Consider the following 15,894-nt stretch of genomic DNA (forward strand, 5'->3'; position numbering starts at 1 on the left):
ATCACCTGGCTGTATTGCCTAGCTAGAACGCCATGGACGACGCCGACGATCTCACCCAGCTCGACCCCGCTTACAAATCGATGCTGCGCTTGCAGCTGGCGATTGCCGCGCTCGTCCTGCTTGTCGCGGCGACGATTGCCGAGATGGCGATTCCCGGCTGGACCGGTGCAGTGTGGATCCCCGCCCTATTCGTGGCTGCCTACGCGCTGATCCGTGTTCCCCTGCGGCGCTACCATGCGACCGGCTTCTCGCTAGCGGAAGAACGCCTGCGGGTCGTACGCGGCATCTTTTTCCGTACCGACACGGTGGTGCCTTTCGGGCGGGTCCAACATATCGATGTCGGCCAAGGCCCGCTCGAGCGCGTTTTCGGCCTGTCCACACTGACCGTGCATACTGCGGGTACGCACAACGCCTCGGTGTCGCTGCCGGGCCTGAGGCATGAGGACGCGACTGCCATGCGCGAGAATATCCGCGCGGCAATCCGGCGCGATACGCGGTGAGCGGAAACACAGACGATACACCGCGCCGGACCGATCCGCGCACCTTTGCGGTACGCGCGGTCTCGTTGTTGTCGCAGCTCGTCATCCCGATCATGATCGGCGGCTTCGCCATTCTCGATGAAGGCGAATTCGATGACATGATCCTGTTCTTCCTGCCGCTGGTCCTTGCAGTGGTGGGGGCGAATATCCTGTTCGCATATCTGCGATGGAGCAGGCTGACCTATTCGGTGGGCGAAGCGGATATAAGGGTCGACAGCGGCGTGTTGTCGCGCGCCGCCCGCTCGGTTCCTTACGAGCGTATCCAGGATGTCAGCCTCGAGCAAAAACTGGTCCCACGCCTGTTCGGCCTGGTCGAGGTCAAGTTTGAGACCGGCGCGGGCGGCGGAGACGATCTCACGCTGGCCTATCTTCCGGAAAGCGAGGGCGAGCGTCTGCGCGAACTGGTGCGTACCCGCCGCGAAGGTGCCGTGCTGGAGCAATCCGATGACGAGGTGCCCGCGTCGACCGAAGAGAGCCGGTTGCTCTTCGCCATGTCGCCCCGGCGCGTCGTCACCTTCGGCCTGTTCGAGTTCTCGCTTGCGGTCGTGGCCGTTGTCGGCGGCTTCGCAAGTCAGATCGACTTCCTGCTGCCGTTTGAAATCTGGGACTGGAGAGCCTGGCGCGAACAGTTGGCCGGTCCGGGACAATGGCTGGCAGGACTCGGTTTCCTTGCACAAGTAATCGGCGGTCTGTTCGCGGTTGGCTCGCTCCTGCTCGTCGGCGTGGTGACTGGTGTGGTCCGGACTGTGATGCGCGAATGGGATTTCCGGCTTGAACGGACCGACAAGGGCCTGCGACGGCGACGCGGACTGGTGACGCGGACCGATCTCGTCATGCCGGTGCACCGTGTGCAGGCGCTGCGGGTAAGGACGGGATTCGTCCGCCGCCTGTTCGGCTGGCATGCGCTGAAGCTTGTGAGCCTTGCCGGCGACAGCGGCTCGGCCAATCACGAGGCGGCGCCCTTCGCGCAGCTGCAGGAAATCGCACCGGTGGTCGCGGAGACCGGCTTTTCGCTGCCTGACCACACTCTCGATTGGCACCGCGCAATGCCTGCCTACCGGACCGACAATATCCTTCTCGGCCTTGGCTCGATGCTCGCTATTTCGGCAGTGGTCCTTGCCTTTGGCCACGGATTACTCGCGCTGCTGGTGTTCATAGGCGGTGGCTGGATGGCGCTTCAGGAATACCTTGCCTGGCGCTGGGGCCGCCATGCGATCGATGCCGGGCAGCTTTACACACGCCGCGGCTGGTTCGCGCCGGATCTCGCCATCGCCTCGCGCGGCAAACTCCAATCGGTCGAGATCGTCCGCAATCCGCTGGCGCGACTGCGTGGCTATGCCGACCTGCGGTTTGGTCTGGCAGGTGGGCGTTTGAGCATTCGCGGGCTTCCGCTTGTGGAAGCCCGCCGAATACGCGACGCCGTGCTCGACAGTATGGCCGAGCAGGATTTCTCCGAGATGGTCGAGGGCCAGACCGTTCGCGCCTAGGCGCGCAGATCCGCCCATTCAGGATGGCGCTCGAACTGCGCGGCGACGTAGGAGCAGCTCGGGATAATGGTGAACCCTTCCCGGCGGGCATCCTCGATCAGGGCGTCCACCAGCCGGGCGGCGATTCCGTGGCCGCGCATATGCGATGGCACGATCGTATGCTGTGCGTCCCGCGCCCCATCGCGCAAGGTCCAGGTCAGCTTCCCGGCTTCTGTACCGCTTGCGCCGACTGCGAGATAGGCTCCGCTATCCGCAGAGTTTTGCCTTTCGATTTCGATCCGTTCCACTTTCATCCTTTCGAACTTTCCCTTCTGTGCAAGCAATGCTCCGGCAGTTAAGGGCGTTCCGATGCAATTCCTGTCCGACAATGCCGCTGCGGTCCACCCAACCGTGTGGGAAGCCCTTAAAGCGGCGGATTCGCCCGATTCGCCTTATGATGGCGATGCGCTGAGCGCCGCGCTCGACGAGCGTTTCGCACAGGTGTTCGACAAGCCGTGCACCGTGCTGTGGACGGCGACGGGGACGGCAGCGAATTGCCTGGCGCTGGCGACGATGGTCCAGCCGCATGGCGCGGTCGTGTGTCACGAAGACGCACATATCGAAGTAGACGAGGGCGGTGCGCCCGGCTTCTTCCTCCATGGGGCCAAGCTGATGCTGTGCGAGGGCGCCGGGGCCAAGCTCTCCCCTCGAGCGATCCGCGATATGATCGATCCGATCCGCAACGATGTTCATCAAGTCCAGCCCCATGCCATTTCGATCACCCAGGCGAGCGAGTACGGTTGCAGCTACCGGCCGGCAGAAGTGGAGGCGATTGCTGCGCTGGCGAGCGAACGCGGGCTGGGCCTGCATATGGACGGCGCGCGTTTCGCGAATGCTGTCGCTTTCCTCGATTGCGCGCCTGCCGCTGCGGCGGGGCCGGTCGACGCGCTCAGCTTCGGGTTCATCAAGAATGGCGGGCTCGGGGCGGAGGCAATTGTCTTTTTCGACCAGAACCTCGCCGATGTCGCACGGTATCGGCGCAAACGCGCCGGACATCTTCAATCGAAGGGGCGCTTTCTGGCGGCGCAGCTTCACGCACTGCTCGAAGGCGATGTCTGGCTGCACAATGCGCGTCACGCCAATGCCGCCGCGCAGGAGATCGCGCAGGCCTGCGATGGGCGCCTGCTGTATCCGGTTGAGGCTAACGAACTCTTCATGCGCTGCACGCTCGCGGAGCGGGAGACGCTGCGTGAGCGGGGCTTCGGTTTTTATGACTGGGGTGAAGATGCCGCGCGCTTCGTCACCGCCTGGAACACGCGTGAGGAGGATGCGCTATCGCTTGCCAAAGCGATAGCGAGCTTATGAACTCGCCGACCGAGGCCGAAAGCCTCTTCACCCCGCGCAATTTCGCAGCCTTTCTGCTGGTCAGCCTGATCTGGGGCGGGACCTGGCTGGTCATCCGCGACCAGATAGCGAGTGTTCCGGCGAGCTGGTCGATATCCTATCGTTTTCTGGTGGCTTCTTTCGGGATGTTCGCACTTGCCGCGATGCGGCGGGAACCGCTGCGCCTCGCGCCTGGCGGGCTGCGCTGGGCGGCCATGCTCGGCCTGTTCCAGTTCACGCTCAATTTCGGGTTCGTCTACAATGCGGAAAGCTACATTACCTCGGGCCTCGTCGCGGTGATGTTCGCCCTATTGGTCGTGCCCAATGCAGTACTGGGGCGTATTCTGCTCGGACAGAGGATTACCGGCGCTTTCGTGCTCGGATCGGCGATCGCGGCGCTTGGCGTGGCGCTGCTCTTCGCGCATGAATGGCGCTCATCCCCCGCCACGCTCGAAGAGGTCCTGCTGGGCGCGGGATTGACTGTCGGCGGAATTCTATCGGCGAGCATCGCCAACATCACGCAGGCGATGGACGGCGCGAAGAAGCAACCCTTCCTGGCGCTGCTCGCGTGGTCGATGGCAATCGGCGTGGCAATCAACACCGTCTATGCCCTCGCGATGGACGGCCTTCCGCAATTCGACATGCGACCCTCCTATTCGCTCGGCATTCTCTATCTCGGGCTGGCCGGTTCGGTTGTGACCTTTCCCCTATATTACGGGCTTGTGCGCAAGGTCGGGGCGGGGCAGGCCGCCTACAGTTCGGTGATCGTTCCGATCGTGGCGATGGTGCTCTCCACCCTGTTCGAGGGGTTTCAGTGGGGCGCGCTACCGGCTGCCGGGGCGATCATCACCCTGATCGGCATGGTCGTCGCGATGCGCGGACGTACCAGCGCCCCGCCAAGACGCGCTACGCCCGAACCGTAAGCGCGGCCAGCCCCTCGCGAAATGTAGGATATTTCGGCACCCAGCCGAGGACGCGCTTCGCCTTGCCATTCGCGACCCGGCGATTCTCCGCATAGAAGCCGCGCGCCATGGGCGACAGTTTCGCCTCCTCGATGGTCTGGAGCGGGGGAGGGGCGACGTTCAGCAACCGACAGGCCTCCTCGATTACGGCATTCTGGCTGGTCGGGAGATCGTCGGCGAGATTGTAGGCGCCCGGCAGCGTATCGCTCTCGATCGCTGCAACGACGCCGGACACTATATCGTCGACATGCACGCGGCTGAAGACCTGGCCGGGCAGGTCGATCCGGTGGGCGTTCCCGCCTTGCACCCGGTCGAGCGCGCTGCGACCTGGGCCATAAATGCCGGGAAGGCGCAGCAACCGTGCCCCTGCTTCGAGCCAGCGCGCATCGCAATGCGCGCGCGCGGTGCGCCGTCCGCCACCGGTAGGCGATGCCTCGTCGACCCACGCCCCCTGTGCGTCGCCATAGACGCCGGTCGAGGACAGATAGGCGAGCCATTTGTCCGTCAACGCATCGCCATAGCGGTCGAGTACGGGGTCGCTGCCATCGGAAGGCGGGACCGAACTCAGCACATGGCTCGCCTGCGATGCCGCCGCGACCACCGATTTGCTGTTCGAAAAATCGATGTTTCCCGCGCTTCCCGTGGCATCGACGTGCCAGCCGCGGGCGCGCATCTCTTGCGCAAAACGTCCCGCCGTGTAGCCGAGACCGAAGATGAACAATCGGGCCATCGGAGCGTATTAGCCGGTGATCCCGCAATTGACAGGAAAAGCATGGATATCGCGCGCACCCCCTCCAATCCCGACGGAAATCCGGAAATGGCCGACGCTGCCGTCGATCCCAAGAATCTGCCCGAAATCCGGCGCGAGGATTATCGGCCCTTTCCCTGGATCGTGTCGGAGACGCGGCTCGACTTCGACCTCGGCATCGACTGCACCCGGGTGCGCTCCACCCTCACGATCGCGCGCAATGCCAAGGCCGACCGTTCGTCGACCATCCGGCTCAACGGCGACGGGATCGAGGCAACCAGCGTCACCGTCGATGGCGAACCGACGCAAAGCTGGGTGATGGATGGGGATGATCTCGTGTTGACACTTCCGGGCGATGCCCACGAGATTGGTATCGAGACCGAAATCGACCCCAGTGCCAATTCGCAGCTTATGGGGCTCTACGCCTCCAGCGGCATGCTGTGCACGCAGTGCGAGGCAGAGGGCTTTCGCCGGATCACCTTCTTTCCTGATCGGCCCGACGTGCTGAGCACTTACAGCGTGCGGATGAGCGGCTCCAAGGATCGGTTCCCGGTACTGCTGTGCAACGGGAACCGGGTGGCGACCGGCGAGGAGGGCGATACCCATTGGGCCGAATGGCACGATCCCTGGCCCAAGCCGTCCTATCTCTTCGCGCTGGTGGCGGGCGATCTCGTCGCGCGCAGCGCCAGCTTCACCACGATGGGCGGCCGCGAGGTAGAGTTGAATGTCTGGGTGCGCGAAGGAGACCTCGATCGCACCGAACACGCCATGGAAAGCCTCAAACGCTCGATGAAGTGGGACGAGGAGGTGTTCGGGCGCGAATACGATCTCGACCTGTTCAACATCGTCGCCGTGAGCGATTTCAACATGGGGGCGATGGAGAACAAGGGCCTCAATATCTTCAACACCAAATACGTCCTCGCCGACCCCGAAACCGCCACCGATGGCGATTATGACGGGGTCGAGGGCGTTATTGGGCATGAATACTTTCACAATTGGTCGGGCAATCGCATTACCTGCCGGGACTGGTTCCAACTGAGCCTGAAAGAAGGCTTCACCGTGCTGCGCGACCAGTTGTTCAGCGCCGATATGGGGAGCGAACCGGTCAAGCGGATCGAGGATGTGCGGATTCTGCGCGGGGTGCAATTTCCGGAAGATTCGGGGCCGCTGGCACATCCGATCCGGCCCGATTCCTACCGCGAGATCAGCAATTTCTACACCGCGACCGTCTATAACAAGGGCGCCGAGGTGATCCGCATGATGCGCACCATGGCCGGCGAGGAGCGCTTCCGCAAAGGGACCGATCTCTACTTCGACCGCCACGATGGAGAGGCGGCGACTTGCGAGGACTTCGTCAAATCGATCGAGGACGGCGCGGCACTAGATCTCACTCGGTTCCGCCGCTGGTATTCGCAGGCCGGAACGCCCAGGGTCGGCGTGACACTGGAGCACGAGGGTGAAACGGCCAGGCTCACACTGACGCAGACCGTTCCCGCCACTCCCGGCCAGAGCGAAAAGCAGCCCATGCCCATCCCGCTCAAGCTCGCTCTGTTCGATCGTGCAAGCGGTACGCATAGGGGGGAAGAGCTTGTGATTCTCAACGAGGATCGCGCCGAGGTGACGTTCGATGGCTTTACCGAAAAGCCGATCCTGTCGATCAACCGGACGTTCTCGGCGCCGGTGACGATCGAGCGGGACGTATCGCGCGAAGAGCTGGTTTTTCTTGCGGAAAAGGATGACGATCCCTTCGCCCGTTACGAGGCCATGCAGGAACTGATGACCGGGCATCTCGTCGCGGATGTGACGGACGACCTCGATGACGATGAGCGCGAGGCGGCGCGTGAAGATATCGCGCGGGCCATGCGGTCGGTATTGGAGGACGATCAGCTCGACGACCTGATGCGCGGTGAGCTCTTGATGATGCCGGGTGCGACATATGTCGCCGAACAGATGCTGGTGGCGGACCCGGGGCGCATTCATGCCCGGCGCGAGGCGCTCAAAACCGCTCTCGGAACACGGCTGGCGGGGTCCTTGCAGGAAGTATACGCCCGCACGGAGAACATGCCGTTCTCGCTCGACGCGGGGGCGAAGGGGGCACGCAAGGTGAAGACCCTGGCGCTCGCCTATATCGCCGCCAGCGATCCCGCCAAGGCGGTCGAGCTGGCAGCCCGCCAGTACGATCGCGCGGACAATATGACCGATCGGCAGGGCGCGTTGATGGTGCTGGCCGGGCTCGATAGCGCCGAGCGTACCGGCAAATTGCTCGATTTTTACAATCGCTACCAGAATAATGCGCTGGTGATCGACAAATGGTTCGCGATCCAGGCAGGCTCGTTGCATCCGCGGGCGATCGAGCATGTGAAGGCACTGCGCGACCATCCCGATTTCACGCTGAAGAATCCCAACCGCGTGCGCTCGCTCTATATGGCCTTCGCCGCCAATCCTGCCGCCTTCCATGCCGAGGACGGGGAGGGCTACGCGATAATCGCCGATCTTATTCTCGAACTCGACCCGATCAATGCGCAGACGACTGCTCGCTTCGTCCCGCCGCTGGGACGCTGGCGGCGTATCGAGGAAAAACGCGCGAAACTGATGCGCGAAGCGCTCGAACGGATCGCCGCCGCGCCCAAGCTGTCACGCGACACGTTCGAACAGGTCGCCCGTTCTCTTGGGCGGGGCTGAATGGCGGAGATACTGAAAGCAGGCCTGCTGCAGGCGATCCCGCACGGGTTCTCGACCGCTGTCGGGCTCGATGTCGGCGAGATTCTTCCGGGCGCGCCGCTGGTTCGGCTTGAGCAGGTGCATTCCAACACGGTGTATCACGTCGCGGAGCCGTGGCGGGAGCGGCCCGAGGGCGATGCCTTGTGCACGGATCGGCCCGGCCTTGTGCTCGGCATCGTCACCGCCGACTGCGCGCCGGTGTTGTTCGCCGATCCGGAGGCAGGGGTTGTGGGCGCGGCGCATGCCGGCTGGCGCGGGGCACGATCCGGCGTTCTGGAGAATACGGTCGAGGCGATGATCTCGCTCGGTGCGCGTCGTGACCTTATCCGCGCGGCGATCGGTCCGACTATCGCGCAGGCAAGTTACGAGGTCGATCACCAATTCCGCGAACAATTCGGGGACGGGGCCGAGCAATTCTTCGCAGTCGGCCGCCCAGGCCGCTACCAGTTCGATCTGCCTGCCTATGTCGCGCACCGCTTGCAGGCCGCGGGTGTCCTCAGGATCGAGGACCTCGCCGAGGACACCTATACGCAGCCCGACCGTTTCTTCTCGTTCCGCCGCGCAACCCATCGCGCGGAAGCGGATGAGGGGCGGCAGCTCAGCGTCATTGCTGTGCCCGCCTGAGCCTCCCCCACGCAATGCGCATGGGCCGACAGGCACTCCCGCATAGGGGCGCCAATTCCCAGGCTCTTGCATGCCAGTGCACAATGCTTGCCAAAATGGCGGTTGGCAACCTGTCGCATAGCGGCTAGAGGCGCCTCCAAACCGGGCACGTTGGGGGCTTCCGCGCGCGTATTATTTCGTCGGGCGCTCCGGCCTTTATCGCTGACCGGGATGGATTCGCACATCGCGTCGAACCCCGAGAGGGCAGAGGCGCACTACCAAAGCAGGCAAGGCAAAGCGCTGATGGCAGACACGGCTGCAACCGCAACACACGAAACGGCAGGCGAGACACAAGATGGTATCCGCCGCCGCGATTTTCTAGACATCGCTGCGGTCAGTGCCGCCGGTATCGGTGGTCTGGCAGTGGTCTATCCGCTGGTCAGCCAAATGGCGCCTTCGAAGGACGTTCTGGCTGCCAGCACGACCGAGGTCGATGTCTCGGCGGTCGAGCCTGGGCAAGCGATCAAGGCGGTGTTCCGCAAGCAGCCCCTGTTCATCCGTCGTTTGACCGCGCAGGAAATCGCCGAAGCCAATGCGCGCCCGCTTTCGTCGCTGCGCGATCCCGAAACACTGGCCGACCGTACCAAGGAAGGCCGCGAGGACATGCTGGTTACCATGGGCGTCTGCACCCACCTGGGCTGTGTGCCGCTGGGTGCGGCCGAAGGCGAGGTGAAGGGCGAGTTCGGCGGTTATTTCTGCCCTTGCCACGGTTCGCATTACGACACCGCCGGTCGCATCATCAAGGGTCCGGCGCCGACCAATCTCGAAGTGCCGGAATACGAGTTCACCTCGGACACCGTCATCCAGGTCGGCTGAGCTTAGAGAGAAGAGACGAAACGATGAGCTTTCCCTGGGCCAAGGAATACACCCCGACCAATCCGGTCATGAAGTTCTTCGACGAGAAGCTGCCATTGCCGCGTCTCGTCTACGACGCGGTCGGCGCGGGCTATCCGGTTCCGCGCAACCTGTCCTATTTCTGGAATTTCGGCGTTCTCGCTGGATTTTTCCTGGTGGTGCAGATTGTCACGGGCGTCGTGCTGGCGATGCACTATGCGGCTAACGCGCAGGTTGCCTTCGCCACGACCGAACACATCATGCGCGATGTCAACTGGGGCTGGCTGATGCGCTATGCCCATGCCAATGGCGCGAGCTTCTTCTTCATCGTCGTCTATCTCCACATCTTCCGCGGCTTCTTCTACAGTTCGTACAAGGCCCCGCGCGAGATGATCTGGCTACTCGGCGTCGTGATCTTCCTGCTCATGATGGCGACCGCCTTCATGGGGTACGTCCTTCCCTGGGGCAGATGAGCTTCTGGGGTGCCAAGGTCATCACGGGCTTGTTCGGCGCGATCCCGCTGGTGGGCGAGCCGATCCAGATCTGGCTGCTCGGCGGCTTCGCCCCGACAACGCTGCCCTGAACCGGTTCTTCAGCCTGCACTTCCTGCTGCCCTTCGTGATCGCCGCCGTCGTGATCCTGCACGTCTGGGCGCTGCACATTCCGGGGTCGTCGAACCCGACCGGTGTCGAAGTGAAGCAGGAAAGCGATACGCTGCCCTTCCACCCGTACTACACGGCGAAGGACGGCTTCGGTCTCGGCGTCGCGCTGCTGCTGTTCTTCGCGATGGTGTTCTTCCTGCCCAACGCGCTCGGCCATCCGGACAACTATATCGAGGCGAACCCGCTCTCGACCCCGGCGCACATCGTGCCCGAATGGTATTTCTGGCCGTTCTACGCGATCTTGCGCGCTTTCACGGTCGACTTCCTGTTCATCCCCGCCAAGCTGCTCGGCGTGATCGCGATGTTCGGCTCGATCCTGATCTGGTTCTTCCTGCCCTGGCTCGACAAGTCGCCGGTGCGCAGTGGCCATTACCGGCCGCTGTTCCGCAAGTTCTTCTGGTTCGGCCTTATTCCCGCGATGATCGTTCTGTTCATCTGCGGCGGTGCCCCGGCGGAAGAGCCCTATGTGATGCTCAGCCAGATCGCGACGGCTTACTACTTCCTGCACTTCCTGGTGATCCTCCCGATTGTCAGCCAGATCGAGAAGCCCGAACCGCTGCCCTATTCGATCACCGAAGCCGTGCTTGGCGAAGACAAGCAGGCGGTGCTCGGCGAAAACGCAAAACCGGCCGTCTAAGCGAGAACGAGATAGAAAATGACCAAACTTCTCAGCGTCCGCCTCGTCGCCATTCTCGTCGGCCTCGGCTTCGCCCTGATCGCACTCTACTCCTTCGTTGTCGGGGCCTATGCCGCGATCACGGAGGAAGCCGCCGGACACGTTCCGTATGAAAAGCCGGAAGATATCGCCTATTCTTTTGACGGGCCGTTCGGCAAATGGGACATCCAACAGCTTCAGCGCGGCTTCAAGGTCTATGACGAAGTCTGCGCCGCCTGCCACAGCCTCAAATATGTCGCTTTTCGCGACCTTGAGCAGATCGGGTACGACGAAGGCCAGGTGAAGGCCTTTGCCGCGTCGAAGCAGGTGCCGGGCATCGACCCGAACACCGGCGAAGCGACCATGCGCCCCGGCCTTCCGACCGATTATTTCCCGTCGCCCTATCCGAACAATGTCGCGGCGGCTGCAGCGAACAATAACGCCATCCCGCCCGATCTTTCCTTGATGACCAAGGCGCGCGGAGACGGCACGAACTATGTTGCATCGCTGCTGGCCGGCTATGCCGAACCTTCGGCCGAACTGCTCGAAGAGCATCCCGAGGCGGCTCCGGGGCCGGGCCTTTATCACAACCCCTATTTCCCCAACCTCAACCTCGCCATGGCACCGCCGCTGACCACCGCCGGTCAGGTGACTTATGACGACGGCACCGAGGCGACCGTGCAGCAGATGTCCGAGGACGTCGCGGCCTTCCTGACCTGGACCGCCGAACCGACTCTGGTGGCGCGCAAGCAGACCGGCTGGCCGGTGCTGATCTTCCTGCTCTTCGCCACCGTGCTTGCCTATATGTCCAAGAAGCAGATCTGGGCTGCCGCAAAGCGCAAGGGCGACTGATCCCTCGGTCGACACGAATGACCAGCGCCCCTTGCGTCACATCGATGCAAGGGGCGCTTTCGATTCCGGGAGAGACGATATGACGCCCGCCGACCTGAAAGCCTTGGTCAGGACCATTCCCGACTTTCCGAAAAAGGGCATCCAGTTTCGCGATATTACGACTCTGCTCGGTAACGGGCGGGGGTTTGCCGCGTCGGTCGAATGGCTGGCGGATGAGGTGCGCGGGGCCGAGGCCATCGCCGGAATGGAGGCACGCGGGTTCATTTTCGGAGCAGCAGTTTCTGCGCGGCTCGGCCTGCCCTTCTTGCCGATCCGCAAATCCGGCAAGCTCCCTTGTCAGGTAATTGGCGTGGATTACGAGCTCGAATACGGACTTGACCGTCTCGAGATGGATCCTCAATCCGTTTCCGATGGACAGCAGGTGGCGATCGTCGACGATTTGCTCGCGACGGGGGGTACCGCTCTGGCTGCGACCGCACTGCTTCGCAAGGCGGGTGCCCGGGTCAGCCGGGCGGCGTTCGTGATCGGCCTTCCCGATCTCGGTGGAAGCAAGCGCCTCGCCGATGAAGCAGTGGACGTCCGTGCCTTGATGGAATTCGCGGGCGATTGAGCTGTCCGAGCCGGGGCTGGATATATTCGCCGCTTCGGGCATTTATAGAACTCGCGCCTTGAGCAGCGGATCGTCGCTCAGTCGGGGAGGGGCATGGAACAGTCTTTAGTCATCGCGATGGTCGGCATATTGGGCATCGGCGCCCAATGGGTGGCCTGGCGCACCGGATGGCCGGCCATCGTTCTGATGTTGGCGGCGGGCTTCCTGGCCGGGCCGGTCCTCGGCCTGTTCGATCCTGAACATGCCTTTGGCGACCTGCTCGACCCGATGATAGCCATCGGTGTCGCCCTGATCCTGTTCGAAGGCGGCCTAAGCCTCGATTTTCGTGAATTACGCCATGCCGGCGACGGCGTCTGGCGTCTGGTACTGCTGGGCGGGCCGATTGCCTGGGTGCTTGGCGCCTTCGCGGCTCACTCGATCGGCGGACTCGAATGGCCGGTCGCGATCCTGTTTGCTGGGATATTGGTGGTCACGGGGCCGACCGTCGTCATGCCGCTGCTGCGCCAGTCCTCGGTCAAGGCCCGACCGGCGGCGATTCTTAAATGGGAAGCAATTGTCAACGATCCCATCGGCGCGCTGTTCGCAGTCGTTTCCTACGAATATTTCCGTAAGGTGGCCGAAGCACCGGGCTCGGGCCTGATAGAGGTCGTACCGCCCCTGGTCATTGCGGCGATTATCGCCGGTCTGATCGGATATGTCGCCGCTGCCGCCATCGCCTGGGCCTTTCCGCGCGGGGCCATTCCCGAATACCTCAAAGTGCCCGTCCTTCTGACATCGGTCATCGTGGTGTTCGTGCTCTCCAACCAAATCGAACATGAAGCCGGTCTGGTCGCGGTCACGGTCATGGGCATCGCTCTGGCGAATATGAACATCACGTCGATTCGGAGCATCCATCCGTTCAAGCAGAATATCGCCGTCCTGCTGATTTCGGGCATTTTCATTCTGTTGTCGGCCAGCCTCGAGTTCGAGGAACTGGCCTATCTCAACTGGAATTTCGGGCTGTTCCTGCTCGCTCTGCTCTTTCTCGTGCGCCCGGCAACCATTCTGCTCAGTCTGCTCGGCAGTTCTGTCCCGTGGAACGAGCGGCTGTTCCTCGCCTGGATCGCCCCGCGCGGTATCGTTCTCGTCGCTATCTCGGGTCTGTTTGCCCTGCGCCTTGAGGACATTGGGTACGATGGCACGGCCTTGATCGGTCTGAGCTTCGCAGTGGTGGTGGCAACGATCGTCGCCCATGGATTCACGATCGACCTTGTCGCACGCCTGCTCGACCTCAAGGGCAGCAAGCGGCCCGGCGTCATCATCGTCGGAAGCACGCCCTGGACGATCTCGCTCGCGCTGATGATGAAGGAACTGAAATCGCCGGTCATGATTGTCGATCCCAGTTGGCAACGCCTGGCTCTCGCGCGTCAGAAAGGTCTGCCCTTTTATCACGGCGAGATTCTCAACGAGGCGACCGAGCACAATCTCGATCTGACCCCCTATGCGGTGCTGGTCGCCGCGACCGAGAACGAGGCCTATAACGCGCTGGTTTGTAACGAGTTCGCGTATGAAATCGGGCGCGATACGGTATTCCAGCTTGGCGACGCGGTCGACGATGACGACCGACATGCCCTGCCCAGCAGCATCCGCGGCCGCGCCCTTTTCGAATCGGGCTTCGGTGTCGAGGACGTCAACGAGCGGCTCGCGCGGGGCTGGGTTTTCCGCAAAACGAAGCTGTCGGAAGAATTCGATTTCGAGGCCGCGCAGGAGCGCCTGCCCGACGCAGCGTCAATGTTGTTGCTGGTCCGTGAGAGCGGCACGCTCCGCTTCTTCACCCATGCGGCGCGGCCTGAACCGCGGGCAGGGGACATCATTGTCAGTTTCGCCCCGCCACAGGAACGCAGCGCCCAGGACGCTGCGGCAAAACGCGAGCGCAAGCGCAACAAGGCCGCCGAACAGGGGACATGATATGAACCACCGGCTGACAATCATCATCGCGATTGCTGCGGCATCGCTCGTTCTTTCGGCTTGCAGCGAGCAGCGCCCGGCGGACACCGACGCCGGGGATTCGGGGGATGCTGGCGAGAAGCGTTCGATCTTCAGGCCCGAATTCCAGGTCGAGCCGATCGAAACCCTGGACACGCTCGGCACTCTGGAAACACGGGTTTTGTTTCCAGACGGAGCTGAACTGACCGAGGATGCTCTCGCTGAACTGGCAACGGTCCTGGCGTCGCCTCAGATCGCCGAGGGCGGAGAAATCATTCTGCGGGGGCACAGCGACAGCAGAGGCAGCGATGACGGCAATCTGCGCGCCTCTCAGGCCCGGGCGGAGGCGGTGCGCGATTGGCTGGTCGAGAACGGGATAGAGAGCGAGAGGATCACGGTCATTGCATTCGGCGAACAAAACCCCGCTGCTCCCAATGCCTTGCCCGACGGCTCGCCCAATAAAGAGGGGCGGGCCGCCAATCGCCGTGTGGAAATAGAAGTGCGCAGCGAAGAACAGCCTGCTGAGGGCAAACAGCCTACGCTCGCCGAAAGCCTTGCTTCGGCCGGGGAAGAGGGTTCGGAAGAAGACCTCGAGACCGAAGAATAGCGTGTTGACGCCGACGTGTCTTCGATGGCATTGGCGCATCGCCCGAGCGGGTATAGCATAGTGGTAATGCTCCAGCCTTCCAAGCTGGCTAGAGGGGTTCGATTCCCCTTACCCGCTCCAAACTTCCGACCATAAACTAACGAAGCGGCGCGCAGGGGTGCATGGCACTATCGGTAGCGCAAGGCCGGGCGCAGCGGATGCCTTCCGCAGACAGCGCCCCGCACCCGGCCCTTGCCAAGCGAAGGGCGCCTGCCCGGAGGCACCCTGCTCGATAGACGTTCCAGCGGACCCGCGTTTATCCTTGGTGGCCATTGCCCGAGCGGCGGCCTGCAACCGGTTTCAGTCGACCGCCATATTGTCGATCAGGCGCGTTCCGCCGATCCGGGCGGCAACGAACAGCCGCGTTCCAGGAGCTGCAACGGTGGCGGGCACAAGATTGTCGCCGTGCCGCAATTCGGCGTAATCCACTGTATCGAAGCCGGAATCGATCAAACGCCGGGCAAGATCGGCCAGAACCGCTTTTGCTGCCTCTCCTCTTGAAAGGCGCGCAATTGTCTCGTGCATGGCGTGTGGCAGGACGGCCGCGATACTGCGCTGCTGGGTCGAAAGATAGGCGTTGCGACTGCTCATCGCGAGCCCGTCAGCCTCGCGTATGATGGGCACGCCGTAAATCGCATCGACATGAGGCGATGTAAGATCGAGATCGCGTGCCATCCGGCGAATAACCGCAAGCTGCTGCCAGTCCTTCTCGCCGAAAAAGGCCATGTCGGGGCGCACTTGATTGAAGAGCTTGCAGACCACGGTCGCGACACCGTCGAAATGGCCCGGCCGGTCGGCGCCGCACAAGCCATCGCTCACTCCCGCAACCGATATGTTGGTCGCATAGCCCTCGGGATAGACCTCACTTGGCGGCGGCGCCCAGAGCAGGGCAACCCCTTCCTTATCGAGCAGCTCCGAATCGCGCGCAAGCTGCCGGGGATAGGCATCGAGATCCTCATTCGCCCCGAACTGACGCGGATTGACGAAAATCGACACGGCGACATGGTCCGCAAGTCTGCGGGCCTCGCGCACCAGCGTCAGATGTCCTTCGTGCAAAGCGCCCATGGTCGGTACCAGCGCCAGCGACCCGGTCTTGCGCAAGGCGGCGGTGGCGCCGCGCAATTCGTTCAATGTCGTGATCGTGTCCAGCGCTCGCACTCCGCCAACGAAAAGGGCGGGGCGATCTGT

General features: G+C 62.8%; 14 protein-coding genes, 1 tRNA gene and 1 pseudogene. 13 read left to right on the forward strand and 3 right to left on the reverse strand.

Annotation, left to right across the window (positions count from 1 at the left end):
- Window positions 1–32 precede the first annotated feature (32 nt).
- Together DVR09_RS03140 and DVR09_RS03145 are read left to right on the forward strand one after the other, a co-directional pair.
- The gene (locus DVR09_RS03140) at window positions 33–500 is read left to right on the forward strand and encodes a PH domain-containing protein (RefSeq protein ID WP_115415643.1); all 468 of its coding nucleotides are present in this window, start codon (window positions 33–35) and stop codon (window positions 498–500) included.
- On the forward strand, window positions 497–2,026 hold the full coding sequence (locus DVR09_RS03145) for a PH domain-containing protein (protein ID WP_234041534.1): 1,530 nt from the start codon (window positions 497–499) through the stop codon (window positions 2,024–2,026). The genes DVR09_RS03140 and DVR09_RS03145 overlap by 4 nt, the downstream gene beginning before the upstream one ends.
- Here the strand turns inward: DVR09_RS03145 and DVR09_RS03150 are convergent.
- The gene (locus DVR09_RS03150; RefSeq protein ID WP_234041535.1) at window positions 2,023–2,313 is read right to left on the reverse strand and encodes a GNAT family N-acetyltransferase; all 291 of its coding nucleotides are present in this window, start codon (window positions 2,311–2,313) and stop codon (window positions 2,023–2,025) included. The genes DVR09_RS03145 and DVR09_RS03150 overlap by 4 nt on opposite strands.
- Before the next feature lie 61 nt (window positions 2,314–2,374).
- On the opposite strand from DVR09_RS03150, the gene DVR09_RS03155 reads away from it, so the two are divergent.
- The gene (locus tag DVR09_RS03155) at window positions 2,375–3,370 is read left to right on the forward strand and encodes a threonine aldolase family protein (RefSeq protein ID WP_115415645.1); all 996 of its coding nucleotides are present in this window, start codon (window positions 2,375–2,377) and stop codon (window positions 3,368–3,370) included.
- The gene (locus DVR09_RS03160; protein WP_115415646.1) at window positions 3,367–4,311 is read left to right on the forward strand and encodes a DMT family transporter; all 945 of its coding nucleotides are present in this window, start codon (window positions 3,367–3,369) and stop codon (window positions 4,309–4,311) included. The genes DVR09_RS03155 and DVR09_RS03160 overlap by 4 nt, the downstream gene beginning before the upstream one ends.
- On the opposite strand, the gene DVR09_RS03165 is transcribed toward DVR09_RS03160, so the two are convergent.
- Window positions 4,295–5,080 (reverse strand): Rossmann-fold NAD(P)-binding domain-containing protein, encoded by a 786-nt coding sequence (locus tag DVR09_RS03165; protein WP_115415647.1) that lies wholly within the window; start codon window positions 5,078–5,080, stop codon window positions 4,295–4,297. The two genes, DVR09_RS03160 and DVR09_RS03165, sit on opposite strands and share 17 nt — an antisense overlap.
- 42 nt (window positions 5,081–5,122) lie before the next feature.
- Here DVR09_RS03165 and pepN point away from each other — a divergent pair, with 42 nt between their 5' ends.
- From pepN to DVR09_RS03210, 9 genes and pseudogenes are all read left to right on the forward strand, one after another.
- Window positions 5,123–7,780, forward strand: a complete 2,658-nt coding sequence (pepN, locus tag DVR09_RS03170) for an aminopeptidase N (RefSeq protein WP_115415648.1) — start codon at window positions 5,123–5,125, stop codon at window positions 7,778–7,780.
- Window positions 7,781–8,443, forward strand: coding sequence for a peptidoglycan editing factor PgeF (gene pgeF / locus DVR09_RS03175; RefSeq protein ID WP_115415649.1), 663 nt, complete (start codon window positions 7,781–7,783; stop codon window positions 8,441–8,443). It begins immediately after the preceding gene.
- A gap of 282 nt (window positions 8,444–8,725) precedes the next feature.
- Window positions 8,726–9,298 (forward strand): ubiquinol-cytochrome c reductase iron-sulfur subunit, encoded by a 573-nt coding sequence (gene petA, locus DVR09_RS03180; RefSeq protein ID WP_115415650.1) that lies wholly within the window; start codon window positions 8,726–8,728, stop codon window positions 9,296–9,298.
- A 23-nt stretch (window positions 9,299–9,321) separates the two neighbouring features.
- Window positions 9,322–10,615, forward strand: a pseudogene (locus tag DVR09_RS03185) (cytochrome b).
- Between the two features lie 18 nt (window positions 10,616–10,633).
- A complete protein-coding gene (locus DVR09_RS03190) occupies window positions 10,634–11,485 on the forward strand; it encodes a cytochrome c1 (RefSeq protein WP_115415651.1) in 852 nt (283 codons plus the stop codon).
- 79 nt (window positions 11,486–11,564) lie between these two features.
- The gene (locus tag DVR09_RS03195; protein WP_115415652.1) at window positions 11,565–12,095 is read left to right on the forward strand and encodes an adenine phosphoribosyltransferase; all 531 of its coding nucleotides are present in this window, start codon (window positions 11,565–11,567) and stop codon (window positions 12,093–12,095) included.
- A gap of 93 nt (window positions 12,096–12,188) precedes the next feature.
- On the forward strand, window positions 12,189–14,042 hold the full coding sequence (locus DVR09_RS03200) for a cation:proton antiporter (protein ID WP_115415653.1): 1,854 nt from the start codon (window positions 12,189–12,191) through the stop codon (window positions 14,040–14,042).
- A gap of 1 nt (window position 14,043) precedes the next feature.
- Entirely contained in the window at window positions 14,044–14,667 is a 624-nt protein-coding gene (locus DVR09_RS03205; protein ID WP_115415654.1) for an OmpA family protein, read from the forward strand.
- A gap of 46 nt (window positions 14,668–14,713) precedes the next feature.
- Window positions 14,714–14,787, forward strand: a tRNA-Gly gene (locus tag DVR09_RS03210).
- A 219-nt stretch (window positions 14,788–15,006) separates the two neighbouring features.
- Here DVR09_RS03210 and panC read toward each other — a convergent pair.
- A complete protein-coding gene (gene panC, locus DVR09_RS03215) occupies window positions 15,007–15,855 on the reverse strand; it encodes a pantoate--beta-alanine ligase (RefSeq protein ID WP_115417757.1) in 849 nt (282 codons plus the stop codon).
- Between the last annotated feature and the right edge of the window lie 39 nt (window positions 15,856–15,894).

The organism is Erythrobacter aureus (genome assembly GCF_003355455.1).
GTDB classification, from domain to species: domain Bacteria; phylum Pseudomonadota; class Alphaproteobacteria; order Sphingomonadales; family Sphingomonadaceae; genus Qipengyuania; species Qipengyuania aurea.